Origin of the sequence: Mucilaginibacter sp. KACC 22773, assembly GCF_028736215.1 — a bacterium.
GTDB lineage: Bacteria > Bacteroidota > Bacteroidia > Sphingobacteriales > Sphingobacteriaceae > Mucilaginibacter.
Window position 1 is genome coordinate 4,920,456 of record NZ_CP117883.1, and the last position, 26,147, is coordinate 4,946,602.

The 26,147-nt window shown below is 44.0% G+C and carries 28 protein-coding genes; 18 read left to right on the forward strand and 10 right to left on the reverse strand.

Features of this window, described 5'->3' with window-relative positions:
* Positions 1 to 59: 59 nt before the first annotated feature.
* Both PQ469_RS20055 and PQ469_RS20060 read left to right on the forward strand, forming a co-directional pair.
* The gene (locus PQ469_RS20055) at positions 60 to 623 is read left to right on the forward strand and encodes a YqgE/AlgH family protein (protein WP_090653323.1); all 564 of its coding nucleotides are present in this window, start codon (positions 60 to 62) and stop codon (positions 621 to 623) included.
* Between the two features lie 202 nt (positions 624 to 825).
* Positions 826 to 1,707 (forward strand): glycosyltransferase family protein, encoded by an 882-nt coding sequence (locus PQ469_RS20060; RefSeq protein ID WP_090653324.1) that lies wholly within the window; start codon positions 826 to 828, stop codon positions 1,705 to 1,707.
* A 323-nt stretch (positions 1,708 to 2,030) separates the two neighbouring features.
* Here the strand turns inward: PQ469_RS20060 and PQ469_RS20065 are convergent, their stop codons facing one another.
* Positions 2,031 to 3,245 carry a BaiN/RdsA family NAD(P)/FAD-dependent oxidoreductase gene (locus PQ469_RS20065; RefSeq protein WP_274209274.1) on the reverse strand — a complete coding sequence of 405 codons (1,215 nt, stop codon included), beginning with the start codon at positions 3,243 to 3,245 and terminating at the stop codon, positions 2,031 to 2,033.
* Here PQ469_RS20065 and PQ469_RS20070 point away from each other — a divergent pair.
* The 3 genes from PQ469_RS20070 to PQ469_RS20080 all read left to right on the forward strand — a co-directional run bounded on the left by PQ469_RS20070 (position 3,244) and on the right by PQ469_RS20080 (position 5,582).
* Positions 3,244 to 3,855, forward strand: coding sequence for an NADH-quinone oxidoreductase subunit A (locus PQ469_RS20070; protein WP_274209275.1), 612 nt, complete (start codon positions 3,244 to 3,246; stop codon positions 3,853 to 3,855). The two genes, PQ469_RS20065 and PQ469_RS20070, sit on opposite strands and share 2 nt — an antisense overlap.
* Positions 3,848 to 4,330 carry an NADH-quinone oxidoreductase subunit B gene (locus PQ469_RS20075; RefSeq protein WP_090653327.1) on the forward strand — a complete coding sequence of 161 codons (483 nt, stop codon included), beginning with the start codon at positions 3,848 to 3,850 and terminating at the stop codon, positions 4,328 to 4,330. Before PQ469_RS20070 ends, PQ469_RS20075 begins: the two co-directional genes overlap by 8 nt.
* Positions 4,331 to 4,688: 358 nt before the next feature.
* On the forward strand, positions 4,689 to 5,582 hold the full coding sequence (locus tag PQ469_RS20080; RefSeq protein WP_274209276.1) for an alpha/beta hydrolase: 894 nt from the start codon (positions 4,689 to 4,691) through the stop codon (positions 5,580 to 5,582).
* Positions 5,583 to 5,703: 121 nt separating this feature from the next.
* On the opposite strand, the gene PQ469_RS20085 is transcribed toward PQ469_RS20080, so the two are convergent.
* Positions 5,704 to 6,333 (reverse strand): hypothetical protein, encoded by a 630-nt coding sequence (locus PQ469_RS20085; RefSeq protein WP_274209277.1) that lies wholly within the window; start codon positions 6,331 to 6,333, stop codon positions 5,704 to 5,706.
* Positions 6,334 to 6,426: 93 nt separating this feature from the next.
* Here PQ469_RS20085 and PQ469_RS20090 point away from each other — a divergent pair, with 93 nt between their 5' ends.
* Both PQ469_RS20090 and PQ469_RS20095 read left to right on the forward strand, forming a co-directional pair.
* Positions 6,427 to 6,933 (forward strand): hypothetical protein, encoded by a 507-nt coding sequence (locus PQ469_RS20090; RefSeq protein ID WP_274209278.1) that lies wholly within the window; start codon positions 6,427 to 6,429, stop codon positions 6,931 to 6,933.
* Positions 6,933 to 7,466, forward strand: coding sequence for a GNAT family N-acetyltransferase (locus PQ469_RS20095; protein WP_274209279.1), 534 nt, complete (start codon positions 6,933 to 6,935; stop codon positions 7,464 to 7,466). Before PQ469_RS20090 ends, PQ469_RS20095 begins: the two co-directional genes overlap by 1 nt.
* Positions 7,467 to 7,581: 115 nt before the next feature.
* Here PQ469_RS20095 and PQ469_RS20100 read toward each other — a convergent pair whose 3' ends face one another.
* Positions 7,582 to 8,160, reverse strand: coding sequence for a fasciclin domain-containing protein (locus PQ469_RS20100; protein ID WP_274209280.1), 579 nt, complete (start codon positions 8,158 to 8,160; stop codon positions 7,582 to 7,584).
* Between the two features lie 431 nt (positions 8,161 to 8,591).
* On the opposite strand from PQ469_RS20100, the gene PQ469_RS20105 reads away from it, so the two are divergent.
* From PQ469_RS20105 to PQ469_RS20145, 9 genes are all read left to right on the forward strand, one after another.
* The gene (locus PQ469_RS20105; RefSeq protein ID WP_274209281.1) at positions 8,592 to 8,987 is read left to right on the forward strand and encodes a hypothetical protein; all 396 of its coding nucleotides are present in this window, start codon (positions 8,592 to 8,594) and stop codon (positions 8,985 to 8,987) included.
* Positions 8,988 to 9,104: 117 nt separating this feature from the next.
* Positions 9,105 to 9,485 carry a hypothetical protein gene (locus tag PQ469_RS20110; protein WP_274209282.1) on the forward strand — a complete coding sequence of 127 codons (381 nt, stop codon included), beginning with the start codon at positions 9,105 to 9,107 and terminating at the stop codon, positions 9,483 to 9,485.
* Between the two features lie 63 nt (positions 9,486 to 9,548).
* The gene (locus tag PQ469_RS20115; RefSeq protein WP_274209283.1) at positions 9,549 to 10,688 is read left to right on the forward strand and encodes a 5-(carboxyamino)imidazole ribonucleotide synthase; all 1,140 of its coding nucleotides are present in this window, start codon (positions 9,549 to 9,551) and stop codon (positions 10,686 to 10,688) included.
* Positions 10,689 to 11,015: 327 nt separating this feature from the next.
* A complete protein-coding gene (locus PQ469_RS20120) occupies positions 11,016 to 11,678 on the forward strand; it encodes a hypothetical protein (protein ID WP_274209284.1) in 663 nt (220 codons plus the stop codon).
* A gap of 101 nt (positions 11,679 to 11,779) precedes the next feature.
* Positions 11,780 to 12,439 carry a hypothetical protein gene (locus tag PQ469_RS20125; RefSeq protein WP_274209285.1) on the forward strand — a complete coding sequence of 220 codons (660 nt, stop codon included), beginning with the start codon at positions 11,780 to 11,782 and terminating at the stop codon, positions 12,437 to 12,439.
* 112 nt (positions 12,440 to 12,551) lie between these two features.
* A complete protein-coding gene (purE, locus tag PQ469_RS20130; RefSeq protein ID WP_274209286.1) occupies positions 12,552 to 13,043 on the forward strand; it encodes a 5-(carboxyamino)imidazole ribonucleotide mutase in 492 nt (163 codons plus the stop codon).
* A 326-nt stretch (positions 13,044 to 13,369) separates the two neighbouring features.
* Positions 13,370 to 14,059 (forward strand): ABC transporter ATP-binding protein, encoded by a 690-nt coding sequence (locus PQ469_RS20135; RefSeq protein WP_274209287.1) that lies wholly within the window; start codon positions 13,370 to 13,372, stop codon positions 14,057 to 14,059.
* Positions 14,060 to 14,065: 6 nt separating this feature from the next.
* The gene (locus tag PQ469_RS20140) at positions 14,066 to 16,621 is read left to right on the forward strand and encodes an ABC transporter permease (protein WP_274209288.1); all 2,556 of its coding nucleotides are present in this window, start codon (positions 14,066 to 14,068) and stop codon (positions 16,619 to 16,621) included.
* A gap of 19 nt (positions 16,622 to 16,640) precedes the next feature.
* Positions 16,641 to 17,345 (forward strand): arylesterase, encoded by a 705-nt coding sequence (locus tag PQ469_RS20145; protein ID WP_274209289.1) that lies wholly within the window; start codon positions 16,641 to 16,643, stop codon positions 17,343 to 17,345.
* Between the two features lie 55 nt (positions 17,346 to 17,400).
* Here the strand turns inward: PQ469_RS20145 and PQ469_RS20150 are convergent, their stop codons facing one another.
* From PQ469_RS20150 to PQ469_RS20160, 3 genes are all read right to left on the reverse strand, one after another.
* Positions 17,401 to 18,498, reverse strand: a complete 1,098-nt coding sequence (locus PQ469_RS20150; protein WP_274209290.1) for a hypothetical protein — start codon at positions 18,496 to 18,498, stop codon at positions 17,401 to 17,403.
* Positions 18,499 to 18,671: 173 nt separating this feature from the next.
* Complete coding sequence (locus PQ469_RS20155) at positions 18,672 to 19,952, reverse strand: serine hydrolase domain-containing protein (protein WP_274209291.1); 1,281 nt, start codon at positions 19,950 to 19,952, stop codon at positions 18,672 to 18,674.
* 215 nt (positions 19,953 to 20,167) lie between these two features.
* Entirely contained in the window at positions 20,168 to 20,950 is a 783-nt protein-coding gene (locus PQ469_RS20160; protein ID WP_090653001.1) for a hypothetical protein, read from the reverse strand.
* Between the two features lie 265 nt (positions 20,951 to 21,215).
* Between PQ469_RS20160 and PQ469_RS20165 the strand changes: the two genes are divergently transcribed.
* Together PQ469_RS20165 and PQ469_RS20170 are read left to right on the forward strand one after the other, a co-directional pair.
* A complete protein-coding gene (locus PQ469_RS20165; protein ID WP_274209292.1) occupies positions 21,216 to 22,520 on the forward strand; it encodes a PQQ-dependent sugar dehydrogenase in 1,305 nt (434 codons plus the stop codon).
* 2 nt (positions 22,521 to 22,522) lie between these two features.
* Positions 22,523 to 22,981, forward strand: coding sequence for a c-type cytochrome (locus PQ469_RS20170; protein ID WP_274209293.1), 459 nt, complete (start codon positions 22,523 to 22,525; stop codon positions 22,979 to 22,981).
* Positions 22,982 to 23,124: 143 nt separating this feature from the next.
* On the opposite strand, the gene PQ469_RS20175 is transcribed toward PQ469_RS20170, so the two are convergent.
* From PQ469_RS20175 to PQ469_RS20190, 4 genes are all read right to left on the reverse strand, one after another.
* The gene (locus PQ469_RS20175) at positions 23,125 to 23,646 is read right to left on the reverse strand and encodes a tetratricopeptide repeat protein (protein ID WP_090653004.1); all 522 of its coding nucleotides are present in this window, start codon (positions 23,644 to 23,646) and stop codon (positions 23,125 to 23,127) included.
* Between the two features lie 589 nt (positions 23,647 to 24,235).
* Complete coding sequence (locus tag PQ469_RS20180) at positions 24,236 to 24,484, reverse strand: hypothetical protein (protein WP_274209294.1); 249 nt, start codon at positions 24,482 to 24,484, stop codon at positions 24,236 to 24,238.
* Positions 24,485 to 24,518: 34 nt separating this feature from the next.
* Complete coding sequence (locus PQ469_RS20185; RefSeq protein ID WP_274209295.1) at positions 24,519 to 25,268, reverse strand: ABC transporter ATP-binding protein; 750 nt, start codon at positions 25,266 to 25,268, stop codon at positions 24,519 to 24,521.
* On the reverse strand, positions 25,265 to 26,134 hold the full coding sequence (locus PQ469_RS20190) for an ABC transporter permease (RefSeq protein ID WP_274209296.1): 870 nt from the start codon (positions 26,132 to 26,134) through the stop codon (positions 25,265 to 25,267). The genes PQ469_RS20185 and PQ469_RS20190 overlap by 4 nt, the downstream gene beginning before the upstream one ends.
* Positions 26,135 to 26,147: the final 13 nt, after the last annotated feature.

Genomic DNA, 26,147 nt, shown 5'->3' on the forward strand with positions numbered 1-26,147 from the left:
ATTTTCATAATTGAACATATTTTTACTAAGCTTGTTGTGTTATTTAAATTTAAACCTGTATGTTAAGTACTATATCGGCAGCCGCCGGGCGTCTGCTTATTTCGGAACCCTTTATGATGGACCCGAACTTTAAAAGATCGGTCATTATCCTCACAGAATTTTCTGTCGATGGCGCCATGGGCTTTATTTTAAACCATCATGGCGAATATATGCTTGGCGACGTACTGCCCGATGTATCGTACTCCGAAATGCCGGTGTATGAAGGTGGCCCCGTGGGCAAAAATACACTGCACTTTATCCATCGTGTACCCGAAAAAATTGACGGTGGTATCGAAATTGCCTCCGGCGTATATTGGGGCGGCGATTTTGAGCAAATAAAAAAGCTGGTAAGCAACTACCAGCTTAACGAAACCGAAATAAAGTTTTTTGCCGGCTACTCCGGCTGGACGCCCCAGCAACTCGACGAAGAAATTGCCGCCGACAGCTGGATAGTAACCGACAAGTTTGCCCCCGAAACCCTTTTTGAAGGCGAAGAGCACAACCTGTGGAAAGACGTGATCAAGGGCCTGGGTAATCGCTATGCACATATAGCCAACTTCCCCGAAAACCCGGCTTTGAATTAGTTTGCGGCGGGCGGTTTGCAGTTGTCAGTTGGCCAGTTGGCAGAAGCAGGCAGGGCTATATGCTCATACGCCGATATCCCAATGTCATTAAGTTAAGAATCTAAAATGATTTAATGTCGAATAATGAACAGAAGACTTCGGTGTTGGACATTCAAAATTCATTATTCGATATTATTTGGACTACTGTATTACCTTTGCCTTAATGAAAGTATCCGGATTTACCTTTATCAGAAACGCGGTTAAAAACGATTATCCTATTGTTGAGGCCATCAACTCCATTTTGCCCCTTTGCGATGAGTTTATAGTAGCAGCCGGCAACTCGGATGACGGGACGCGTGAACTGATCGAGGCCATCGGATCGCCAAAAATCAAAATCATCGATACCATTTGGGACGATTCGCTGAAAGATGGCGGCCGTGTGTTTGCAGTAGAAACGGATAAGGCTTTTGCAGCCATATCGCCGGATAGCGACTGGGCATTTTATATCCAGGGCGATGAGGCGGTACACGAAAAATATCACCCCCTTATCAAAAAGGAGATGGAAGATGCGCTGAATAAGCCCAACATTGAAGGCCTGTTGTTTAAATATCTTCATTTTTACGGCTCCTATGATTACTACGGCGATTCGCGCAGGTGGTACCGCCGCGAGATCCGCCTGGTAAAAAACATCAAAGGCATACATGCTTACCGCGACGCGCAGGGTTTCCGCCTTAACGACCGGAAGATTAAAGTAAAGCTGATTGACGCGTACATTTACCACTACGGCTGGGCCAAGCCACCGCAGGGATTGAATAACAAGATCCGCAACTTCAACAAGTTTTACCACGACGATGCCTGGATGGAGCAAAACCTGCCCGAAACTTTTGAGTTTGATTACAGCAACGCCGATAAGCTGGTGCGCTTTACAGGCACCCACCCGGCCCCCATACAAAAACGCATTACCGCTACCAACTGGAATATTGATTTTAGCACAAAAGAACTGCGCAAAGCGATGACCTTTAGGCGTAAATTTTTACAGTTTGTAGAGAAATATACCGGATGGCGGATTGGAGAGTATAGGAATTATGAGATAGTTGAAAGATAGAAGGAACCTTTAAAAAGCGGCCGCCTGCGCGATTCCCCTCTTGAGAGGGGTGGAGGGGTGTGTTGTATAAGCGGACGGTTGAACGCTGGCCAACACACCCCTGCAGCCGCACAATTCCGGCGCGCCCCCTCTCGAGAGGGGAACTTTGTAAAGTTAGCCAAAAGCGAGGGATTGTGCGATTCCTTCCTTGGGGAAGGAGGAGGTAGGGGTTTCGTCAATGCTTGTTATACCCGAATAATTCGTGGCATAGCGCATAAACCCCTCCCTGCCTTTGCACACGATTCAACCGCACCCCTCCCGTGGGGAGGGAATTAAAAAAAGAACTATATATTCTGCGCAATCACAAACCCGCTGGCCCAGGCCCATTGAAAATTGTAGCCGCCAAGCCAGCCGGTTACATCTACGCATTCGCCGCCGAAGAACAGGCCGGGGACTTTTTTTGCTTCAAGGGTTTTAGACGATAGTTCATCGGTTGATACGCCGCCGCGCATTACTTCGGCTTTGTCGTAGCCTTTATCGCCGGCGGGTTTTACTTTAAAACCGTGGATTAATTGACTAATATCTTCAATCTCGGTTTTGGTGAGCGATGCCAGGTTTTTCTCTACAGGCAACCTATCGCTCAGCGCCTCGGCAAATTTGCGGGTATACAGGCCGGCCAGGTAGGTCAGCAGCATTTTTTTGCCGTTGGTTTCTTTTTCCTGCTGAATCATGTCGGCAATGTTTTGATTGGGGAGCAGGTCGATGTAGATGGTTTCGCCAGGTTTCCAGTACGAGGAGATCTGCAATATGGCCGGGCCGCTTAATCCCCAGTGGGTAAACAATATGTTTTCTTCAAAACTTATCCTGTCGTTCCAAACGCGGCAAAAAATGCTGTTGCCGCTTAGCTGCTCAAACCAGGGCTGATCCTTGCCGGTAATGGTAAGCGGCACCAGGGCGGGGGCGGTATCGGCTATTTTTAAATCGAACTGGCGGGCAGTGCGCAATCCAAAATCGGTAGCGCCCATTTTGGGGATCGGCAAACCGCCGGCGGCTATAACCACGCTTGGCGCGCTTACAAATTCCTGCCTGCCATTAACCTCAACCCTAACGGTAAAACCATCACCGGTTTTTTCAACCATCTTCACCTCGGCATTGCACCAGATATCCTGTTCCATATCGGCACACAGATTGGTGAACACTTCAACTATATCTTTTGCTTTATCACTTTCGGGAAATAGCTGGCCCAAAGTTTTTTCTTTACCTGTTATGCCGTAGGTTTCAAAAAAACTGATGGTATCGTCCACCGTCCATTGCGAAAATGCTGATTTACAAAAGTGTGGATTTTGCGATATAAATTGTTGGTCGGTAGCGTACAGGTTGGTGTAATTACAGCGGCCGCCACCACTTATCAGGATCTTGGCTCCTACACGGTCGGCTTTTTCCAGCACAAGGGTACGCTTGCCTAAAAAGCCGGCCTGCACCGCGCACATGAGGCCGCAGGCGCCACCGCCAATAATTATTGCGTCAAAATCTGTTTGTTTTGTTAATTTTGTTGTCATGACCGAGGTTTCGCAAATATCAGAATTTGGAAAGATACTCATCTTTCTTATCACCGGGATAATAATGGTGTGCGTGATATTTTTTTTCAACCGGCTACTGGCCCCCAGCAACCCCAATTACGAGAAGCTAACTTCCTATGAATGTGGCGAAGAACCTACCGGCAATGCCTGGCTGCCCTTCAATTCGCGTTTTTACGTTATCGCTTTAATATTTTTATTGTTCGATGTCGAGATGGTGTTTGTGTTCCCCTGGGCTACCGTTTTTGGCAACCACGAGCTGATTGCTGCCGATAACCGCTGGGGATGGTTCTCGTTAGCCGAAATGTTTATCTTTTTAGGCATCCTGGTATTAGGCCTGGTGTACGTTTGGGCCAAAGGCGATTTGGAATGGATAAAAGCCAAACCAACCGTGCCAACAACCGATGTAAACATCCCGCTGTCGTTTTACCAACAGCTGAACCTGGAGCAAGGCAAATTTGTTGTAAAACCATTTAGCATGACCAACGAAGCGGCTGCACCGGAACCCGTTGCTCCCGAAGTAACTGCCGAGGCGGCCCCGGTACGCAAGCCCATGTTTAAACCCACCTTTAAAAAGCCCACAAATGAGTAGCGATATAACCAGTGAAGACGGCGGTGTAGTGATCACCAAAATGAACGACCTGCTTAACTGGGCGCGTTTATCATCCCTGTGGCCCCTAAGCTTTGGGATAGCCTGCTGCGCTATTGAAATGATGGGTTCCATGGCATCTACGTATGATCTTGACCGTTTTGGCGTATTCCCCCGCCCATCAGCCCGCCAGGCCGATGTTATTATTATAGCCGGCACCGTTACCTTTAAAATGGCCGAACGCATCAAGCGCCTGTACGAGCAAATGCCCGAGCCCAAATACGTAATCAGCATGGGCTCATGCTCCAACTGCGGCGGCCCCTACTGGCAGCACGGCTACCACGTGGTAAAGGGAGTTGACAGAGTGATCCCGGTTGATGTATACGTACAAGGCTGCCCACCCCGCCCCGAAGCATTGATTGGTGCAATTTTGGAATTGCAGAAGAAGATTGAAGGGGAAAGGTTGATTGGGGCGTAACGGATAAACGATAGCGTTGTTCACGCGAACGTCAATCAATTTATATAATAAAATGTCGGTGAGCGAGGCGGGAGGTGCCTGGTGGCGAAGAGAAACTACGTCTTGAGCGTAGCGAAAAATCTTACACGCCCAGTAATTCAATGAGCTTATCAGATTGCAGAGCGTATAAGATTTCTCACTCGTACCTCGTTTCGAAATGACAAAAGAGTCGGTTACCCCTCTGGGTTCAGCCTTGCAAATACCCCTTTTATCACATCAGGGCCGCCGTTGGTCGTTGTTTCTCTTAATCCAAAGGTTACCATGATTTTTTAGGTAAAAAACAGCTATCTAAAACCTATCTTTAAACAACCAATAAATTATGAAAAAGCTTATCGTTTTATTCCTGCTGTTTAGCAATTATGCTATCGCTCAAACATCCACCCCCAAACAACCATTTTTCCCAAAGGGCACAGTGCTGTATGGCGATATTAACTACGCCGGCGATACCTTAAAAAAACACCTGCTGGATATTTACCTGCCGCCGGTGGTAAAAAGCAGCTACCCGCTTATTATTTGGGTACATGGTGGCGCATGGATGCTGAATGATAAATATGCCGATATGGGCTACATGACCGAAACCCTTAAAGGTTTTATTGATAAGGGATATGCTATAGCCTCGATAGATTATCGCCATAGCACAACCGCGCCTTTCCCGGCGCAAATTCAGGATTGTAACCGGGCGGTGGAGTTTTTATACCGGCACGCAGCTAAATACAAATTGGATAAGGATAAAATTGCCCTCATTGGGTTTTCGGCAGGCGGGCACCTGGCTTCGCTGATGGGTTTATCCAACAATGACAATATTAAGGGATTTTATGCTGATGGCAAAAAGCCTTCGTTTAAAATCAAGCTGGTACTTGATTTTTATGGCCCGTCGGATTTTCTGTCGATAAAAGGCAATGAATCAACAGATCCCAACAGCCCGCTAACGCTGCTGTTAGGCGCCAGGGTGTTCGACCGGCCCGACCTGGCAAAAATAGCCAGTCCGGTTACTTATGTTGATAAAAACGACCCGCCATTCCTGATTGTACAGGGCGAAAAAGACGAATCTGTAAATCCCGGCCAATCTATTTCCCTCAGTTTGCACCTCAAGCTTGCAGGCGTAAAAAACGAATTGATTATTGTACCCAACGCCCCGCATTACGGGGTAATGTTTGATGCGGGAGATGTAAGGAACAAAGTGTTTGCCTGGCTGGACGAGTATTTGAAGTAGTTTTGTTTCCGTAGAGGAGACGCAGAATTGCATCTCCCACGGGATATTCAGGATTTGCAATGTCGATTTGCCTGTTCGATTTGCAAACGGGAGACGCAATTATGCGTCTCTACCTTTTTGCTTATGACAACATCACATTACGCTCTTTAACAATCTCTTTCAGCAATACCTGTAATATCACCGCGTTCCAGTCATTGGCGAAGTTTTTGCTTTTGCACTGCTTTTTGTTTTGGCAGTTGTAAATCATAAAATAGGTACTGTAACTGCTAATGGCTATGGTGTGCCAGGGTAAAATATCCTGCTGGTCCCAGCATATGCCTGCAAAATGGAAGCTGATGCCGCAAAGCTCAAAAGTCTGGTGAATTTTGTACAGGTCGTGGTAATAGTTAAACAGGTTTACAAAGTAGTTTTGCCATAATTGCTGGATAATATCATTCCAAAGCTTGCCATAAACTTCTTTACGGATGCCGTAATAACTGCCCAGCTTAATACGCGAAATTTTACGGTCGTCGGCTTGCACCTCCACAAAATACTGGCGGCCAAAAACAAACCGATAGCCCCTTATCCAGCTAACCCCATACCTGAAAGCTGCGATATTGGCGGCAGGCAAAAAAGCAGAAGAAGCAAACGGCGAAGCTTTTTGTATAGTAATGCCATCTGTGTTAAATACCAGCTTTTGGGTTATTTTTTGCGTAATAAGGCCCGGTATTTCAATTGTGTTGGCAGCATTCATCCGCATAAAAATAAGCATCAGTTTTAATATTTTTTTACAGATAAAAAATAAAAGGTCGGATACGTTTGGTTTTTATAAAAAGTATAACTTTATACTATAAAATACACCGCCATGGCAGCACAAAACCAATCATCAAAGTTCAAAGATGCTTTGCCTACTATTTTCTGGCTTGGTTTTTTAACCGGCACGCTGGATGGCATGGCTGCCATTATCTGGAGTTTTATTACCAACCCAAAGGCAGGTGCCGATGTTATTTTTGAATTTATTGCAAGCGCCGTATTTGGCAAGGCGGCTTTTACCAGCGGCACTCAAATGGTAGTGGCGGGCGTGTTTTTTCATTACCTTATAGCGTTTTTGTTTACAGCTACGTTTTACCTTCTTTACCCGTTTTTTGATAAGCTTATCCGTAATAAATATATTATTGCCGTTGTTTATGGCATTATAGTTTGGCTGGTAATGAACCTGGTTGTAGTGCCATTAAGCAAAATTGGTTACCATCACATTAAAGTGCATGTAGCTTTAACCGGGTTGGTTATCCTTATCGTTTGTATTGGTATACCCGTTGCGCTTATTGCCGATAATAAATACTGGAAAGCTAAATTTTCTCCAAAAAAATAATGGGTATTGTTTTTCCATCAGCCGCTTTCCCGCAATTAAAAACTGACAGATTGGTTTTAAGGGAACTTGTACCTGCAGATAGCGGGCAGCTTTTAGCTATCCGCAGCAATGAAGCTATAAACCGTTTTATAGGCCGCAGTAACGTGCAAACTATGGAGGCCATTAATCAATTCATCGAGGCCCGCAAACAGGATAGGCTCGAAGGGAAAGGTGTGTATTGGGCTATCCAATTAAAAAACACTCCCGGCGTTATTGGCACCATTTGCTGCTGGAATTTTGATTACGACGCGGCAACGGCCGAAATTGGCTACGAACTGCTGCCATCATACCAGGGCAAAGGCCTGATGGGCGAGGCCATCAAAAAAGTTATCGCGTTTGGGTTTAACAATATGATGCTTAAAACTATAACCGCCTGGCCAATGCCGCAAAATGAGCCGTCGGTTAAACTATTGGAACGCAGCGGGTTTACTTATTCGGAAACGATAGACGGCCAACTGGTTTATAAATTGAACCATACCGGGTTGGTTGTTTAATAACACCAATAAAAAAGGGCCTGGCTTTTTATTGCCAAACCCTTTGGATTTAAAATTGATCATTAATCCTGGTAATTATACCGGGATGCCTTGCTTTAGGTGCAGCCCGGCTAAATTATTGCGGCATCAGCACGCCATTTAAGCCGTGGATAACGCCGTTTGAAGCCATAGTATCAAACGAGACAACTAATGCTGCATTCCCTTTGGCATCTACAATTTGTAAATTGCTTTTATCATTTACCGATAAGGTAAGGTTATCACCGTCCACGGTTTTTAATACGGCTTTTCCTTTACCGGCAGTTAAAGCTTTAATGATATCGGCTTTGGTGTATTTACCGGCAACTACGTGGTAGTTTAGTACTTTAGCCAGTTTGCCATGGTCTTTGGTCAAATCGTCCATAGTAGGCTTTGGTACTTTGCTGAAAGCTACATCATTTGGTGCAAATACGGTGAATGGGCCGGGGCCTTTTAATTCAGGTTCCAGGTCGGCAGTTTTAACGGCCAGTGCCAATGGGGCAAAATCTGTAGTACTGCTTAAAACGCCAACTACATCGCCCGATGCGGCAGCAGGAGCGGCGGGTGTAGTTGCAGGGGCTGTTTTAGTTGTATCGGTTTGTTGGGTTTGCGCCATTACGTTGCTCGATAAAAATCCGATGCCTAACGCGGCCACAGCAATTAAAACTGACTTTTTCATGTTCATCTTTCTTTTTGATTTTGTTCGTAAATTGAAATGTAAATGAGTAGTAGTTTTCCTGATAGTTTTTTCTTTTAAGTTATATAATTAATAAATAAACACAGGTGTTATAACTAATAATTACATAAAAGGTTTTAGATTGACACGAATTGCACGAATTGAGGCGAATTTCACGGATTGGAAAAGAGCGTGAATTTCTTGAATTTGAGGGGGTTAAACCAGTGTAGATGTTGTGATTATTTTTTTAAAGAAATTTAAGCCGAGGGCACAATTGATTGTTGAATAAGGGGGCGGATGGACGGAAAAGCTGCCCGAAAACGTATTTATTCCGGGGTGGACACAGCGGTCTTTAATCAGTATTTCTATTTCGGCAATAAAAATGTAGTTTTAAAAAATTGCCGCTCGGCCTTCCGGGCCTTGTTATATAAGTTATGAAAATCTGGAAATTACTTTTGTTGCTGTACCTGTTTTCGGTGCTATTATCCATCGTACTCAGTTTTGTATTTATTCTGTTCACGGTTAAGGGCCAGTGGGATAATCACCTGGTACCATCAACCCTAATTGGAGCTTTATTGCTTAATATCCCTATAACGCTTATTGAGATTCCGGGCCTTTTTATGTCCATCAACTTTAAAAATGCAAAAAGCAGGGCGTTTATCTCCTGTTTACTTACACCGGTGGCTATTTTGCTGTACGTGCTGTTAGGCACAAAGCTGCAAAATGACGATAAGCAATTTTATGCGCTCCATTTTGTAGCACAAATAATTGTACTTTGCTTTATGTTTTTCAGGAGGCTAACGCCTGATAACATTGTTGAAGAAGATTGAAATAGTGTAGCGAATTAATTTGTGACATTTATATTAAAGCATTAAGAAAGCTATTGCATTATTTTGCACCTGCATACAAAACATGGCCTGCGGGCTGTGCTCAAAAAACATTCAACTATGAAAGTACTCGCCAGGCAACTTTTTAAAACGGTTATTTTTTCTGTCATTTTATCAATAGCTGTTAACAGCATTTACTATGCCGTTACCCAAAAAGGGGCCGACTACTCCACCGCCTTGCCCAAAATTTGTGAAGGGATAGTGTTGCTCAATATTATCGTTTTTATAATGTCGTTGCCATCATTATTCCTCGTAAACCCGGCTTACTGGAATAACCTGCCGGTACGGTTGCCGTTGTATTTTGGCGGGCCGGTAGCGTTTATAGTAACTATATTTACCATGCCCCTGCCCCCGCAATATAAAGTAATTTACCTGGTAACCGGGTTCATATTTTTAATAGTGCACAGCGTTTTTTACTACCTGAGGATAAAAAAAGGATAACAACCCAGATATAAAAGCAGGTTATGGGTTTTTGAAAGATTTCAGGTAAACTTGCAGCATCAAATGAAAGCATTTTACGGAGATTTGAAATTAGGTATTTTAGGCGGCGGCCAGTTAGGCCGCATGCTGATACAACAGGCTATAAATTATAATGTTACGGTTAAAATCCTCGATCCCGACAGGGAAGCCCCCTGCCGCAAACTTTGCGACGAATTTACCGTAGGATCGTTAGGCGATTACGAAACCGTATACAACTTTGGCAAAACTGTTGATTTGCTTACCATCGAAATTGAGAAGGTAAATGTGGATGCGCTGGAACAGCTGGAGAAAGAGGGAGTGCTGGTTTATCCCCAATCGCGCATCATCAGGCTGATACAGGATAAAGGTTTGCAAAAGCAATTTTTTAGAGAAAACGATATCCCTACCGCCGATTTCCAGATCATATCGTCGCCCCGGGAATTACTGCAAAGCACCATTCCTTTTCCTTATATCCAAAAACTCCGCAGGGATGGCTATGATGGTAAAGGCGTTTACAAGGTAGTTGATGAAAGTTACCTTACCAAGGCTTTTAAAGAACCAAGCCTGATAGAGCAATGGGTTGATTTTGAAAAAGAAATAGGCGTAATAGTAGCACGCAACGAAAATGGCGAGGTAAGCACCTTCCCGCTGGTCGAGATGGAATTTAACCCAGAGGCCAACCTGGTTGAGTTTTTGATTTCACCCTCCACCCTGCCATTTGAAGTGCAGCAGGAAGCAGAACAGATAGCCAAAAAAATAGCCGAAAGCCTAAAAATTGTAGGACTATTGGCTGTTGAGATGTTTTTAGATAAAAACGGCAAAATATTGGTTAATGAACTGGCCCCCCGGCCGCATAACAGCGGTCACCAGACTATTGAGGGCAACGTGGTATCGCAATTTGAGCAACATTTAAGAGCCATATTTAACCAGCCTTTAGGCGATACTGCCTGCCTTAACAATGCCATTATGGTGAACGTATTGGGCGAAGCAGGTTACGAAGGCCCGGCGGTTTACCAGGGTATTGAGAAGATACTGAAGGTGCCGGGGGTATATATTCACCTATATGGTAAAGCGTTAACTAAACCGTTCCGCAAAATGGGGCATGTGACGATAGTAGATGCCGATAGAGAAAAGGCGATAGAGAAAGCAAGATTTGTACAGAAGATGCTGAAGGTAGTAAGTTAGACTTACGAAGTTTTTAAAACTTGGTTAGTCAGCAAAAAATGACGTCCAAAACAAAATATTGTCATCCTGAGGAACGAAGGATCTATTCGCGAACTTTTCTATCTGGCATGCATAGCTGATAGATCCTTCGTTCCTCAGGATGACAGAAAAATTGGATATGTCATTGCGAGGAACGAAGCAATCGCGAACTTTGCAAATCCGCCATGCACGCGACGAGATTGCCGTGCTATCGCTCGCAATGACATAATCTATTGCCGTGGGTAGATACGGCTGTTATCGATAGCGCGAAAAAAGTTGTGCCTTATTGAATTGTTAAAACCCCTTATCATGAACATTAAAATAATTATACTAACCGTCCTTGTTGGCTGTATTTCGACGGTTGGTTTCGGCCAATACACTTACAAACAAAAGCTCGGAAACTTAGCGACTGTAATGTTGCCAGATACCCCTAAACTTCAATCGGTAAATGGTGTTAACACTTATGTTGCCAGGTATAAAGGTGTAATATTTTTAACCCATTTAGCAGATATGGAGGGTGGACTCAGAGATCTGCTAAACAATACCAATGCCGACTCACTTTATAATAGTTATTTAGATGGCTTGGTGAAAGACTCAAAGGGTAAATTGTTTTATAAAAATAAAATAGACATAGACGGTCTTAATGGACTTGAGTTTGGATATAGGATAAAAATAAAAGGCCGGAATACATACCTATATCAACGTGTGGTTTGTTTAAACGATTCGTTGGTATCATGCGGAATATTGGCATCAGATTCATTATCAAGTAAAGACAAGAATTTGAAAGCTTTTTTTGATGGATTTAGAGTTCTGAATGCCAGCGGGGCCCGACAGGATGTTTCATCTAATCTGGCGTACAAAACAGGGAAGGTAATAGGTTTTTTTATGTTTTTGTGTATCCCGATTTTAATTGGTGTTGGGATAGTGTTTTTGATCAGAAGAATAATTTATAAGAAAAATAAAGATAGATAGTGCCTTATCACAAAGCAGGAAATCTTTTTACCTTGCATAATTACGTTGCAAATCAGGAGATTGCTTCATGCTTCGCAATGATGGTGCTAAAACCCCTTATCATGAACATTAAAATAATTGTACTAACTGTTGTTGTGGGCTGTATTGCTACGGTTACCTTTGCTCAATACCCTTATAAGCAAAGGCTTGGTGGGATAGCGAGAGTAATGTTGCCGGATAGCCCTGCATTAGAAAGGGTAAGTGGTGTAAACGTTTACATGGTTAACCATAATGGGGTGACGTATACGGGGGTGATAGCAGACGCAGAAGGAGGACTATTGGATCTGTTTAAAAATGATAATGTCGACTCAGTTTACAACAACTACATAAAGGGTGCATTAAAAAGAACTAACAGCAAAACGTTTTATAAAAATAAAATAAAAATCAGCGGACTTGACGCAGTTGAGTTTGGTTATAAAGCACATTATAACGGGTACGATACCTATGTATATCAACGTGTGGTATGTTTAAATGATTCCCTGGCAATATGCTCATTATCTTGTTCCAATTTATTGCCGGTTACGGATAAGAACTTAAAGGTGTTTTTTGACGGGTTTAAAGTTTTAAATACATGGCATGCCCGGCAAGACATCTCTTCTTTGGAGTACAAGTGGGGGAAAGTGACGCATTACCTGATGTTTTTATGCATCCCGATTTTAATTGGCCTTGGTATAGTATTTTTGATAAGAAGAATAGTTTACGAAAAAACAATGAATAAATAACACGCTGTTGCAATGCGAGAAATCTTTTTACCTTGCATAATTGCCCTGCAAATCAGGAGATTGCTTCGTACCTCGCAATGACGGTGCTAAATATATATACAATAACAACAACATGAGCCAACCAAAAGTAGCCATCATTATGGGCAGCAAATCCGATCTGCATATTATGCAGGATGCCGCCGATGTATTAAAAGAATTAGGTGTTGAATACGAAATTACAGTAGTATCGGCACACCGCACGCCCGACAGGATGTTTAGCTATGCCCGCGCAGCTGCCGACAGGGGTATTAAGGTAATTATTGCCGGCGCCGGTGGCGCTGCGCATTTGCCTGGTATGGTGGCATCGTTAACCCATTTGCCGGTTATTGGGGTACCTGTAAAATCAAGCAACTCTATTGATGGCTGGGATTCGATACTGTCGATATTGCAAATGCCCAATGGTATCCCGGTTGCTACTGTAGCCTTGAATGCGGCCAAAAATGCGGGGATCCTTGCAGCGCAAATCCTATCCACCACCGACGAATACCTGGTTAAAAACCTCATCGACTTTAAAGAAGACCTAAAGAAAAAGGTTGAAGAATCGGCAAGGGAAATGGAGGGGTAGATTTTTCAAATGTGCAGATTTCAAATTACAGATGTGCAGATGAGAGGGATTATTTGAGAATTTGAAGATTTGAGGATTTGAAAATGGCTTTAGCTCTGTTTATCGAGGGAGCTTAAACAATTCTTCGTTAATTTTCTGAATGATCGGAAACAGGTAACAGTTCTAATCTTTCTTGGGGGCGTTATAGCCATTAAAAAACATGGTTATGTCATTAAATAAAAAAATGTAGCGTTTGGCAGCTATAAGCATGCTATTTCACGGATATTTATGCAAACCGATGTGGTAACAAATTGGTTGGCAATTCATCAAAGCATAAAAATTATCCGTTGGAAACTATCCTTAATATTCAAGATCTCAGTAAAACATACCAAAGCGCCGGGCGTACGCTCACCGTGCTTGATAACATTAACTTCGCGATAACTGAAGGCTCTACCAATGCCATTGTTGGCCCATCGGGCAGCGGCAAAACTACGCTGCTGGGGCTATGTGCGGGGCTCGACCGATCGAGCACCGGCTCGGTGGAACTAAATGGCATCAGCCTGGGCAACTTAACCGAAGACCAGCGCGCGCAGGTGCGCAACCAGTATGTAGGCTTCATTTTTCAGAATTTCCAATTGCTGCCAACACTTACAGCTTTGGAGAATGTGATGGTGCCATTGGAACTCCGGAACGAAAAAAACATCAAGGCAAGGGCATTGGATTTGCTGGACAAAGTTGGCCTCGCCGATCGCGGACATCACTACCCTTCCCAATTGTCCGGCGGCGAACAGCAAAGGGTTTCACTGGCACGGGCATTTTCAAACGCACCCAAAATTCTGTTTGCCGATGAGCCAACCGGTAACCTGGATGCCGAAACCAGCGAAAAGGTGATTAAACTCATCTTCGACTTGAACAAGGAAGCCGGTACTACCCTGGTTGTAGTAACCCACGACCTTGACCTGGCGGCCAAAACACAACGCATCATCAGGATAAAAGGCGGCAAGCTGGTATCCGACGAAAAAACAATTAACGGGTAAGTTATTATGAGCGATCCGGTTAATTATAAACGAAAAACAAACGTTGCCTGGCTGTTTAACATGGCCTTGCGCGATAGCAGGAAAAACCGGTCGAGGTTGTTCCTGTTCATATCTGCCATCATATTTGGTATTGCTGCGCTGGTGGCTATCTACTCGTTCAGGTACAATGTGCAAAACGACGTAAATGGCCAGGCAGCAACGCTCATCGGTGCCGATTTGCTGATATCTGGGAATAAACCTGTCGACCCGAAGCTGAAGAAGATGCTTGACTCATTGGGCGATAACAGATCAACCGAGCGGAGTTTTGCATCGATGGCCTATTTTCCAAAAAGCAAAGGCACCAGGCTTGTACAGATAAGGGCTTTGCAGGGCGATTATCCTTATTACGGCGCTATAGAAACCACGCCCGAGATTGCCGGCACCTCCTTTAAACAAGGACAAACAGCCCTGGTTGATAAAACGCTGATGCTGCAATTTGGCGCCAAGGTTGGCGATTTGGTACGCATAGGCACCGAACATTTCCTGATAGCCGGCGCATTGGACAAAGCTCCAGGGCAAAGCGGAGCCATGGCAGGTATTGCCCCGGTGGTGTACATCCCGATGCGATACCTGGAACAAACCGGCCTCATGAAAACAGGCAGCCGCGTAAATTATACCTTTTACTACAAGTACGACCATAAAGTTGATATAGAAAAGCTAACCAAAAAGCTCGACCCGATATTGGATAAAAATGGCATGAACTACGATACCATTGAAACCCGTAAGGAAAATACCGGCAGGGCATTTGGCGATCTGGGCAGGTTTTTATCGCTGGTGGGCTTTATTGCTCTGTTATTGGGCTGCGTGGGTGTGGCAAGCGCCATTCATATTTATGTACGCGAAAAGATAGCCTCGATAGCCATAATGCGCTGTTTAGGCGTAAAAGCATCCGAGGCATTTTTGATTTACCTGATCCAGATTGTTGGCATCGGGCTCATAGGATCTATAGCGGGTGCGGCTTTGGGTACGGCCATACAGCATTTGCTGCCAATAGTTTTTAAAGATTTTTTGCCGTTCACTATTTCTGTCGAGATATCGTGGCTGGCTATTGGCCAGGGTATTTTATTGGGGGTAATTATATCAATATTGTTTGCTTTGCTGCCGCTGATATCGGTGCGTAATATATCGCCACTAAATACGCTGCGCATGTCATTTGACGAGGCAGGCCGCAAACGCGACCCTTTAAGCTGGCTGGTTTATTTACTCATCATCGTGTTTGTTTTAGGCTTTACCTATTTACAGTTAGATAGCTGGATAGGCAGCATCTTTTTCACTATCGGTATTTTAGTAGCCTTTATGATACTGGCCGCTGTAGCCTGGTTGCTGATGCGTGTGATGAAACTGCTTATCAACAGCGGCTGGAGCTATTTATGGCGCCAGGGCTTTGCCAATTTATACCGGCCAAATACCCAAACTTTAATCCTGATGGTTTCAATCGGGCTAAGTACGGCCTTTATTTGTACGCTGTTTTTTATCCAGAGTATCCTCATCAGCCAGGTAAACTTATCAAGCAGCGGCAATCAATCAAATATGATTTTGTTTGATATTCAAAAAAGCCAGAAGGATGCCGTAGCCGACGTAACGCGCAAAAACGGGTTGCCTGTTTTGCAACAGGTGCCCATAGTAACCGTACGATTGGAGCAGATAAACGGCAAAACCGCCGCCGACGTAATTAAAGATACTACCATCAAAATTCCCCATGGTGTATTTGCCTGGGAATACAGGGTAACGTTTAGGGATACATTATCCTCATCAGAGAAACTGCTGGACGGCAAATGGATAGGCAAAGCCGAGCCAGGGAAAGACATCCCGGTATCGGTAGAAGAAAACCTGCAAAAACGCGCGCACCTTAAAATTGGCGATAAGCTGGTGTTTAACGTGCAGGGGGTACCGATGCCTGCCTATGTAGCCAGCGTACGCAAGGTGAACTGGGGTAAAGTACAAACCAATTTCCAGGTGGTGTTCCCTACCGGGGTATTGGAAGATGCTCCGCAATTCCAGGTGTTGATGACGCATGTGCCATCAAACAAAGTATCGGCGGCTTTCCAGCAGGCTGTGGTAAGGCAATTCCCCAATATATCAATTATCGACCTTGGACTGGTATTGAGCATCCTGGATGAGTTATTAAGCAAAATCAGTTACGTAATTCGTTTTATGAGCGCGTTTAGTATTATTACGGGTATAGTAGTACTCATAGCTTCGGTACGTATAAGCAAATACCAGCGCATACAGGAAAGCGTTTTATTACGCACACTTGGGGCAAGCCGAAAACAGATATTGGCCATAACAGCGTTGGAATACCTGTTTTTAGGCAGTCTATCGGCGTTGACAGGTATTTTGATTGCCGTGGCAGGTACATGGTTTTTAGCAAAATATAGTTTCGAGATACCTTATTCCGTTAGCTTTGTACCCGCGTTGATTTTATTTTTCATCATCGCTTTGCTAACGGTAATTATTGGTTTATTAAACAGCCGGGGCGTATTGAACAAACCGCCTTTAGAGATATTAAGAACAAACGCCTAACCGCGTTGTATTTAGTTTTATGAACAAAGTAAAAATCTTTTTTATACTCATAGTCACATTTGCTTTGGCAAGTTGCGGCAGTGGCGATAAATCAAACGCCAACGCATCGGCACCGGCAGATACTGCCGATAAGGCTGCTGCATCGGCACAGGTGCAAACGATTTTATTTTTTGGCGATAGCTTAACTGCGGGATACGGCTTGGATGACCCGGCAGATGCTTTTCCCGGTGTTATCGCAAAAAAAATAGACTCGCTAAAGTTGCCTTATAAAGTAATTAACGCCGGGGTAAGCGGCGAAACATCGGCAGGAGGCAACGGCCGGATAGATTGGACATTAAAACAAAAGGTAGATATATTTATACTGGAACTTGGTGCAAACGATGGCCTGCGGGGCATATCGCCTGCCGAAACCACCAGGAACCTCCAGTCAATCATCGATAAGGTAAAAGCTAAATACCCTAAAGCCAAACTGGTGATGCTGGGTATGCAGGTACCGCCAAATATGGGTGCCGATTATGTAAATAAATTCAAAGCAGTGTTCCCCACCGTTGCAGCCAAAAATAAGATGGCGCTGGTACCCTTCCTGCTGCAGGGCGTAGGCGGGCACCCAGATCTTAACCAGGGCGATGGCATCCATCCAACAGAAAAAGGCGCTAAAATTGTTGCGGGAAATGTTTGGAGTGTTTTAAAGGGCCAGTTGGATAATCCTAAGGCGGTGTATTAAAGCAAAAAAGCCAGGCAAATTTAAAATACCTGGCTTTTTTGTTCGGCACCTGGTATCAGGCTACTGTAAATGTTTGCGTGTAAGTTTTTACACCTGCGCCTGTAACAGATAAAACCGGGCTGGTACCGGCAGCCCCAGCTGTGAAATTAATAACGATTGACGTAGCTGTCGGCTTACCTGTGGGTGCAATTGCCGTCCCGTCTATAGTTATATTTAGCGGCACTTTGTCAAGATTTGTACCCGTTATAGTAATAGGGTTGGCAACAGAATGCTTTAGCGTGACTGGAGTAGCACCGGAAATTACGGGAACAACAGTGCTATTTGATTTAAATACTACATCAAGTACATCCCTTAGCTTCCTTGTTACAACTTCGGTAAACAGGCCTGACATGGCCGATATAGCCATAATTCCAAATAGGTTTAAGTTATTTCCACCATCGTTAGTGCTCAAAAAGCCGGCCCTGAATGTAAAATAAACCACGATAGCAAGCGCCGAAGCCGTGAACGGTTTTACAAAATACCAAAGTAGCCAGCTCTTTTTAAATTTTTCGAGACCTACAAAGGCGGTGAAAGACCCAGCCACATGGATCATATTGCCCAAAAAGCCTGCGGCCGCAACCAATATGAGCAAAATGGAGTTAAATTGAATAGTATCGTCAATGTCGTAGATAGCCGCCTTCTGTACGGTATCGTTGTATTTTACCGATTTTACAGAATCGACCTTAGCCAATGCTTTTTTTGCTTTTAACGTAGAATCATCAACCGCCTTAGCATGTTTGGTTTGATCAGCCTTCAGCGCAGCTATTGTGCCAGAATCGGCTTTGGCTACCTTAGCCTGGCCGGTTTTGATCTTTTTAATCACACTATCCTGTTTATTTTTGAATAGTGCGGCAGCTGCAGTATCTTTTTGGCTGCCAGGTTGTTTAATAGCGGCTTTATCAAGAAGCATAGTAATATGACATTTATGATAATACCTTCCGTCATCGCCCGCCGGAGGTAACTTATCGGGCCAATAACTGATGATTGTATTCAAAGCTAATAATGTAAATAGCGCGAGTAAAATTCCCGCTGCTACTTTTCCCCAGGTAGAAATTTGATTTTGAGACCCGGTTTCTGTTGGGTCATCGTTTGATTTAGGTGCTGTTGTGCTCATGATTTATTTGCGTTCAGGTTAAAAAAAGGTTTGGTGGAAGGTATGGTGGGAGGTTCGATGTGTTACAATAATTTATTATTTATTAATAACTTAAAATCAAACACTTACAAAAGCTAAGATAACTACCCCTTATGGATACGCCAAGCGTATTTTTACGGTATTTTACTATTTTATTAATCCGTAAGCGCCTGGTACACCATCGCCCTGAATTTATCCTGGAAGGCGTTGTGCGGCAACGGCCAGTTCTGTACAAACAACAGGCACACCAGGTGTTCTTTAGGGTCAACCCAATACAGGGTGCCAAAAAAGCCGCCCCAGGCAAATGAACCTTCGCTTATGCCCAGCTTTTTTGAACTTATGTCGGTTGTCAGGCCAAAGCCAAGCCCAAATTTTTCTTTATTGGGGTTGATGTAGAGGTCGCCAATCTGGTTGGTGGTCATCAATTCGACGGTATGCCGTGATAATAAACGCTGGCCATTATAAACGCCACCGTTCAGCATCATTTGCAAAAAAGTAGCATAATCTTTAATTGTCGAGCTTAAACCGGCTCCGCCCGCATAATAGGTACCATTAACGGTTGGGTAATCGGCGCTAAGCCCCTCAAAAGTAGATGCATTCCATTTAATAAGGTGATCTTTCTTATCGGGGGTGTACACGGTTACCAGCCGGTTTTGCTTTGCTGCCGGAATATAAAAGTAGGTGTCCTTCATCCCCAACGGGTCAAAAATGCGTTCCTTCATAAACTGGTCTAAGCTTTTGCCCGATATCTTTTCGACCAGGTAGCCTAAAACATCTACATTAAGGCCGTAAGTCCAGCGTTCGCCGGGCTGGTGCTCCAATGGTAATGGGCCCAGTTTTTTCATGGCATCGGCCAGCAGTATTTTATCACTCACAAAGCCGGCCGGGATATGGGCTTTGGCATAAATGGCATTCATGGTGGGTGAGCCTATCTGGGCATAGGCAATCCCCGAAGTATGGGTAAGTAAATCGCGGATGGTTATCTCCCTTTTGGCAGGAACAGTGGTATATGTTGTATCTTTAGGATTGAAGGTATCCACCACCTTTGGATGAGCAAACGCTGGGAGGTATTTGGAGATGGGATCATCCAGCAAAAACTTACCTTCTTCAAACAGCATCATTACAGCTACGCTGGTAATAGCTTTAGTTTGAGACGCGATGCGAAAAATAGCATCATTATTCATTAACTTTTTTTGTTCAACATCGGCCATACCGAATGATTTATAATAAACCATTTTGCCGTTGCGGGCTATCAGCCCCACTGCTCCATTGATATAGCCCGAATCGATGGTTTGTTCAATCACGTTATCGATGCGTTGCAGTCGTTCGGCAGAAAATTTTTCACCGGCCGGCGTACCTGCCTGTAAAGTATTACCCTGCGCAAAGGCATTGGCAGCCAGCGCTACAAATAGCAGTAAAGTAACGTTCTTTTTCATCCCGGGGAGAGGTTTACAATTTGGATACAAAGTAGGATTTTTTCGTTAATAAAAAGAAACGTAAAACGGCGCCGGGTAAAGCAGGCTGTCATTATTGATTTTGGCGGCGGCCTTACTTTGGCGGGCACACGGCATAAAAAAAGCTGCCCACAAAAGGCAGCCTTTTCATTTATATATAGGGATTAATTAGTGTTACATATTACCGGTGTTCCGGCTTATTGCCTCATACCAAAACCACCACGGTTTGCGGCAAATTCGCGTCCGCCGCCACGGTTACCATGGTCCTGACCACCGCCATTGTTTCCGCGGTCATGACCGCCACCCTGGTTTTGGTTGCCATGGTCCTGGCCGCCCCAGTTGCCATGGTTTTGGTTGCCGCCACCACGGTTATCATTGTTGTTGGGCCTGCCGCCCCAGTTACCGTGGTTATCTCTGTTATCCGGCCTGCCGCCCCAATTGCCGCGGTCACGGTTATTATCTCTTCCCCTGTCCCATCCACGGTTGTTGAACCTGTTATCGCGGTTTTGGTAAGCATATCCTCCATCGTATCGTCTTTCAAAACGGTGACCCCAGTTGCCGCGGTCGCCGGCATAACCACCCCACCTTTGCCTGTATACATCGTGGTGCATATAAGGGCGGTTTCCACGTACCTCGTATCTTGTAGCGGTACGCCAGTCATAGTTGCGGTAAGCGCCTGGCAAGTAGGCACAGGTTACCCAGTCACGGCCATTATTATAGTAGTAGTAATGGTTAGAAACACTATAGTAAGCCTCTACTTCGGGTAAATAGTAATAATCATCACTATCATCGTTGTAGTTTACCTGGGCATAATCATCGTTATAAACCGGTTGCTCTTCAACCACAACAGGCGGAGGGCTTGGCACATAAACACGGTGCACAGGAACATTAAAACCTACATGTATTGATAATTGAGCGTTTGCTTTATTAGCTATTAAACCACTCATTGCTATTGCCGATAATATGAATAACTTTTTCATTTTGTTAAATTTTATATAGCTATGACCACTTGCAAAGGCAATGGTTTAATCCATTGTTGCTATATATGTTACAACAGCTATAAATCAGTACTTAATTTGTTAACGGCATCGATTGTGAGAAATTTAATTTGGCGGTATTACCTATAGCTCGTATTAACCGCTATCTGGAATGATTTCCGAAAAATCCTTATTGTCATACAATTACTACAAATCAGATTTCGGGATTCCCTGTATATTTATTTATTTTGATAATCAATCAGAAGCCATGAAAAAAAGAAACATCGTATGGACAATGCTGCCCGTTGCAGCTATTGCCGGTGCTATACTGTTTAACAGTTGCAAAAGCGGCAATACCGATAATAAAAATGGTATCGACACTACAAGCACTGCGACTGCCGAAAATGCCGGTCTTAAGCTTCCTGCAGGTTTCAGCGCAGCCGCAATTGCCGAAAAACTGGGCGGGGCAAGGGAAATAGCCATTACGCCGCAAAATAACATTTATGTAAAGCTTAATACCGTAAAAGATGGCAAAACCATTTTGTATTTAACACAGGATGGTGATAAAGCCACATTGAAAACAAGCTTTGGCGATTATAAGGGTACCGGAGCATATGTAAAAAACGGCTATCTGTATGCATCGTCTGACGAAGAAGTTTTCCGTTATAAATTGAATGACCAGAGTGAAGTAATAAACCCCGGTCAGCCTGAAAAAATTGTGACCGGCCTGTTAAGCCGCAATGAGCACGAGGCCAAAGCCATTACACTTGATAACGACGGCAACCTTTATGTTAACATTGGCGCGTATTCCAACGCTTGCCAGGTAGAAGACAGGAAAAAAGGCTCGCCGGGCCAAAAGGGCTGCCCTATTTTAGATTCGGCCGGCGGCATCTGGCAGTTTAAAGCTGACAAGCTTAACCAGCACTATGGCGATGGCATCCGTTATGCCACCGGTTTACGCAATGTGGTTGGGATGGACTGGAACCAGCAAAATAACCAGCTTTTTGTAATGCAGCATGGCCGCGACCAGCTTCATGACCTGTTCCCGGAATATTTCACCACCAAACAATCTGCAGATTTACCTGCCGAGTGTATGTATGCTATTAAAAAAGGTGATAACGCGGGCTGGCCATATATGTATTACGACTGGCAGCAAAACAAAAAAATATTAATGCCCGAGTACGGGGGTGATGGTAAAAAGGAAGGCGGCGAAACGGCCATAAATCCGGCGGCGGCATTTCCGGGCCACCTGGCGCCTAACGGCTTATTGTTTTACACTGGGAGCCAATTCCCCGAAAAGTATAAAAACGGCGCTTTCATCGCTTTTCATGGTTCGTGGAACCGTGCACCAGAGCCGCAGGCCGGATATTTTGTAGTTTTTCAACCTTTTAAAGATGGCAAGCCAAGCGGTGCATATGAAGTTTTTGCCGATAATTTTGCGGGAAGTGCCGAAAAGGCAGCCAAAGGTAGTGCCGAGCATCGCCCATGCGGATTGGCGCAGGGACCCGATGGCTCACTGTATGTAACCGACGATAACCAGGGAACCATTTACAAAATCACGTATAAAAAATAACAATGGACTTAAAAAAAGCCCTCGTACTAATACCATTAATTACCCTTTTTACCATTGCCGGATTACAGGCACAAACCAAAAAACATAAGCCGGTTAACAAAACAGCTAATGCAGCAGCATTAAAAGCAGCCATGGACGCCGGCAGTAAAGTATTTATGGAGTACTGTGTAACCTGCCACCAGGCCGATGGTATGGGCGTGCCCAATATGAACCCACCACTGGCCAAAACCACCTACGTAACCGGCGATAAAACACGGCTGATAAAGATTGTGCTAAACGGTTTTAACGACGATGTGGATATTAACGGCGAACGCTACTCCAACACCATGGCCTCGCACGATTTTTTGCAGGATAAAGAAATTGCCGATGTACTCACTTATGTAAGGAATAGCTTTGGCAACAAAGCATCGGCAGTAAGCCCGGCTCAGGTTAAGGCAGTAAGGGCAGTGAATAAGAAATAGGTTAAAGGGAAAAGGTCAAAGGCGAAAGGTTAAAACTGAAAAGGGTTAAAAAAAAAAGGTATACTGCTATACAGTATACCTTTTGCTTTTGTCCTTCTATGTCGGACCTTTGCTCTTTCACCTTTGACCTTTCGCCTTTAACCTCACTCCGTTATCTGGTAAGTATAAGCCAGCGTGTGCTTCATTTTTGAGCGGATACGTTTGATGCTTTGCTCAATATCAATTTTGTCGTTATGGTCGGTTACTTCCATAAAGGCTTTTTGATAGTTAATTAAGGCTTTTGTCCAGTCTTTGCTTTTTTCGTGGAATAAGCCAAGCAGGCTGTAAACTTCGGCGGTATCAACTCCCGGGGTATTCAAGGCTTTAACAGATACGTTGTTTACCAGTTTTTCCATATTCAAAAACACAAGCAAATCAAGATAATGTGTATAGTTATCCGGAAATGAAGGTTCCAGTTCCATACAGGTTTTAAAATGGTAGCCCGCGGTTTGGTAATCTTTAACTTCGTAATAGTATAACATACCCAATTGGTGATGGGCACGCGCGTATAAAGGATCGTTGCTGATAATTTCGTTCAGTAATTTAAGCCCTTTGGTAGTTTTACCATAAGAGAGTTTATCCACGGCCTGCAAATACTTTTCTTCGATAGTATAATAAGTGTCCATAAATTTTGTATTGTATAAAATTGTGCTAAAACTCAGCACTTGTTGTAATAAATAATGATGTGTAATAAAAATGTTTCGGTATAAAAAGTATGGTTACTATACCGGGGTGGAGATGCGTATGATTGATGCATAACCCTTCTGCTGCGGCACCATGGGCCACATTATAGTTTTACAGAATGAATTTTTAAACAGCATCATTTATTTTTTTACAAATTTACAATTAAAGTGGGAATTTGCAAAATGGGGGATTGGGAGGAAAATTTAGGCTAAATCTCTAATAATAACTACTACAACCGTCCGTCGAACGGCGAACTGTATACAAATCTTTTGGATCTCATCAATTAATAAACCCGTTGTCATTTTCGAAACGAGGTACGAGTGAGAAACCTTGAACGCTCTGCATTCCGATAAGCCTGGTTTGGATGCAGGACGTTCAAGATTTCTCTTTCGCGCCCCTCTTTTCCCCACAAGCTATCGAAATGACAATTTTCTTTATTAAAAATATGGATAAACGATAGCCTTTTAAGTCGCTGTAATGAACCATTCAACGCCAGATTTAACTACTCGGCATGACAAATACTACAGGTAACTACGCCGCGATAGCGGTATTTACCTTACCGCTTTCAATCATAAAATTATTTTTCAATTCCCTTTCAGATACCAGTACGCTAAAATCGTCGTATCTAACACCGTGATCGAGCGGGTAAAGGGTATAGCCGCGTTTAATGGCATCATAGGTTCCAAGCTCGAAAATTTCGTCCTGTTGTTTTCCTTTTATTTTTGCTCCCGCTACCAACTGGTAGGCGTCGAGGATATTTTCAAAATTATTGTTTTTCATGGTACTAAAACCATTACAATTACTCTGCCAGTTTTTAAGCAAACCAGCCAAAAAGATCATTTTGTTTTAATGCGGCCTTTTCTTTTTTATTTAAATCATTGATTACCAAACCCTCCCCCATTTGTATTATTCGTGTGCCATAGGTGTAGGCGTCTTTTAAATTATGAGTGATCAATATGGCGGTTAGTTTAAAATCGCTGATCAGCTTATCTGCCGTACGCATCACAACATCGGCCGATCGGGGGTCGAGCGCTGCCGTAGGTTCATCAAGCAGTAAAACCTTACAGCTATCCATTACACTCATTAATAGCGTAAGGGCCTGCCTTTGTCCGCCCGATAGCGTGCCCATGGATTGTTCAATTTTATTTTCGAGCCCCATGCCCAGGCTGGCAATTTTCTCTTTTACTTCGCGCTTAAAATTATCATTGATGCCGATAGATAAACCTTTAGGCCTGGTACGAATAGCCGCCAGGCGGAAGTTATCCAGGATGCTGAGCTCTGATGCCGTGCCACTCATTGGGTTTTGAAAAACACGGGCTATCCACTGGCTGCGTTTATAATCGGTCAGTTTGGTTACATCGTTATCATCAATAGTAATTGTGCCGTTATCCGGCATAACGCTGCCTGCAACAAGGTTGAGCAGCGTGGTTTTACCCGATCCGTTGGAGCCTACTATCACCAAAAACTCCTGGCTTTTAATTTGGAGCGTGATACCATTAACCGCGTTTACCTGGTTGGCCTTTCCCTTGTTGAAAACCTTATGTACATTGTTTATAGCTATCATGAGGCTTTATTGAATGATAAACGGGGAAGACTAACAATTAACAATACAAACGCGGCGGTAACCAGCTTAAGCAAATTGGCATCAACACCAATGGCCAATACAAAGGCCAATACCAGCTGAAATATCAGGGCCCCTGCCAAAACCAGGGCCAAACTAACCCATACTTTGGTAATACGAAACCAGTTGATGAGCGTTTCGGCAATGATCACCGAACCTAAACCTACAATCACTATCCCGATGCCCATGCTGATATCCGCGAAACCCTGGAACTGCACTATGAGGTATCCGCTGAGTGCCGTAAGTGCGTTGGCCAGCGCCAGGCCTGTAATTTTCATCCTATCGGTATTAACACCCAATGCACGGATCATCGATTCGCTGTTGCCGGTTGCACGCATGGCTATGCCGAAATCTGTTTTGAGCAGGTAGCCAATAAGTAAGGTTATTATTGCCACGAAGACAGAGAGCAGGATAAATGTGTTCTGGTTAGGATCGGCCACGATGTTTAAAAGCGAGAACAACGAAGCCGTACCTATAAGCGGCACATTGGAGCGGCCCATGATAGTAAGATTGACTGAGTACAAGGCTGTCATGACCAGGATGCCGGCCAGTAAAGCATTTATTTTTAGCTTGGTATGAATAAGCCCCGTTAAAGCTCCGGCCAGGCCGCCCGCTATGATCACCGTAGGTAAAATAAGGTACGGTGATAAATGGTGACTTAGCATTACAGCCGTAACAGCACCGCCCAAAGTGTAACTGCCATCGGTGGTGATATCAGGAATATTAAAAATCTTCATCGAGATATAAATTCCCAGCGCAATGGCCGAAAAGCACAATCCCTGCAATAAAGCGGTAAGGTAAAAATCCATATTTTGGAGCTGA

What these genes read in the sequence shown, in the direction of transcription:
- PQ469_RS20115 (WP_274209283.1), top strand. Translation starts at nt 9,549, where the DNA reads ATGAAAGCATTTTACGGAGATTTGAAATTAGGTATTTTAGGCGGCGGC.
- PQ469_RS20055 (WP_090653323.1), top strand. Translation starts at nt 60, where the DNA reads ATGTTAAGTACTATATCGGCAGCCGCCGGGCGTCTGCTTATTTCGGAA.
- PQ469_RS20150 (WP_274209290.1), bottom strand. Translation starts at nt 18,498, where the DNA reads ATGAGCACAACAGCACCTAAATCAAACGATGACCCAACAGAAACCGGG.
- PQ469_RS20090 (WP_274209278.1), top strand. Translation starts at nt 6,427, where the DNA reads ATGGCAGCACAAAACCAATCATCAAAGTTCAAAGATGCTTTGCCTACT.
- PQ469_RS20085 (WP_274209277.1), bottom strand. Translation starts at nt 6,333, where the DNA reads ATGCTTATTTTTATGCGGATGAATGCTGCCAACACAATTGAAATACCG.
- PQ469_RS20160 (WP_090653001.1), bottom strand. Translation starts at nt 20,950, where the DNA reads ATGAAAAAGTTATTCATATTATCGGCAATAGCAATGAGTGGTTTAATA.
- PQ469_RS20125 (WP_274209285.1), top strand. Translation starts at nt 11,780, where the DNA reads ATGAACATTAAAATAATTGTACTAACTGTTGTTGTGGGCTGTATTGCT.
- PQ469_RS20075 (WP_090653327.1), top strand. Translation starts at nt 3,848, where the DNA reads ATGAGTAGCGATATAACCAGTGAAGACGGCGGTGTAGTGATCACCAAA.
- PQ469_RS20155 (WP_274209291.1), bottom strand. Translation starts at nt 19,952, where the DNA reads ATGAAAAAGAACGTTACTTTACTGCTATTTGTAGCGCTGGCTGCCAAT.
- PQ469_RS20070 (WP_274209275.1), top strand. Translation starts at nt 3,244, where the DNA reads ATGACCGAGGTTTCGCAAATATCAGAATTTGGAAAGATACTCATCTTT.
- purE (WP_274209286.1), top strand. Translation starts at nt 12,552, where the DNA reads ATGAGCCAACCAAAAGTAGCCATCATTATGGGCAGCAAATCCGATCTG.
- PQ469_RS20140 (WP_274209288.1), top strand. Translation starts at nt 14,066, where the DNA reads ATGAGCGATCCGGTTAATTATAAACGAAAAACAAACGTTGCCTGGCTG.
- PQ469_RS20080 (WP_274209276.1), top strand. Translation starts at nt 4,689, where the DNA reads ATGAAAAAGCTTATCGTTTTATTCCTGCTGTTTAGCAATTATGCTATC.
- PQ469_RS20060 (WP_090653324.1), top strand. Translation starts at nt 826, where the DNA reads ATGAAAGTATCCGGATTTACCTTTATCAGAAACGCGGTTAAAAACGAT.
- PQ469_RS20120 (WP_274209284.1), top strand. Translation starts at nt 11,016, where the DNA reads ATGAACATTAAAATAATTATACTAACCGTCCTTGTTGGCTGTATTTCG.
- PQ469_RS20100 (WP_274209280.1), bottom strand. Translation starts at nt 8,160, where the DNA reads ATGAAAAAGTCAGTTTTAATTGCTGTGGCCGCGTTAGGCATCGGATTT.
- PQ469_RS20185 (WP_274209295.1), bottom strand. Translation starts at nt 25,268, where the DNA reads ATGATAGCTATAAACAATGTACATAAGGTTTTCAACAAGGGAAAGGCC.
- PQ469_RS20095 (WP_274209279.1), top strand. Translation starts at nt 6,933, where the DNA reads ATGGGTATTGTTTTTCCATCAGCCGCTTTCCCGCAATTAAAAACTGAC.
- PQ469_RS20180 (WP_274209294.1), bottom strand. Translation starts at nt 24,484, where the DNA reads ATGAAAAACAATAATTTTGAAAATATCCTCGACGCCTACCAGTTGGTA.
- PQ469_RS20145 (WP_274209289.1), top strand. Translation starts at nt 16,641, where the DNA reads ATGAACAAAGTAAAAATCTTTTTTATACTCATAGTCACATTTGCTTTG.
- PQ469_RS20065 (WP_274209274.1), bottom strand. Translation starts at nt 3,245, where the DNA reads ATGACAACAAAATTAACAAAACAAACAGATTTTGACGCAATAATTATT.
- PQ469_RS20190 (WP_274209296.1), bottom strand. Translation starts at nt 26,134, where the DNA reads ATGGATTTTTACCTTACCGCTTTATTGCAGGGATTGTGCTTTTCGGCC.
- PQ469_RS20175 (WP_090653004.1), bottom strand. Translation starts at nt 23,646, where the DNA reads ATGGACACTTATTATACTATCGAAGAAAAGTATTTGCAGGCCGTGGAT.
- PQ469_RS20110 (WP_274209282.1), top strand. Translation starts at nt 9,105, where the DNA reads ATGAAAGTACTCGCCAGGCAACTTTTTAAAACGGTTATTTTTTCTGTC.
- PQ469_RS20105 (WP_274209281.1), top strand. Translation starts at nt 8,592, where the DNA reads ATGAAAATCTGGAAATTACTTTTGTTGCTGTACCTGTTTTCGGTGCTA.
- PQ469_RS20170 (WP_274209293.1), top strand. Translation starts at nt 22,523, where the DNA reads ATGGACTTAAAAAAAGCCCTCGTACTAATACCATTAATTACCCTTTTT.
- PQ469_RS20165 (WP_274209292.1), top strand. Translation starts at nt 21,216, where the DNA reads ATGAAAAAAAGAAACATCGTATGGACAATGCTGCCCGTTGCAGCTATT.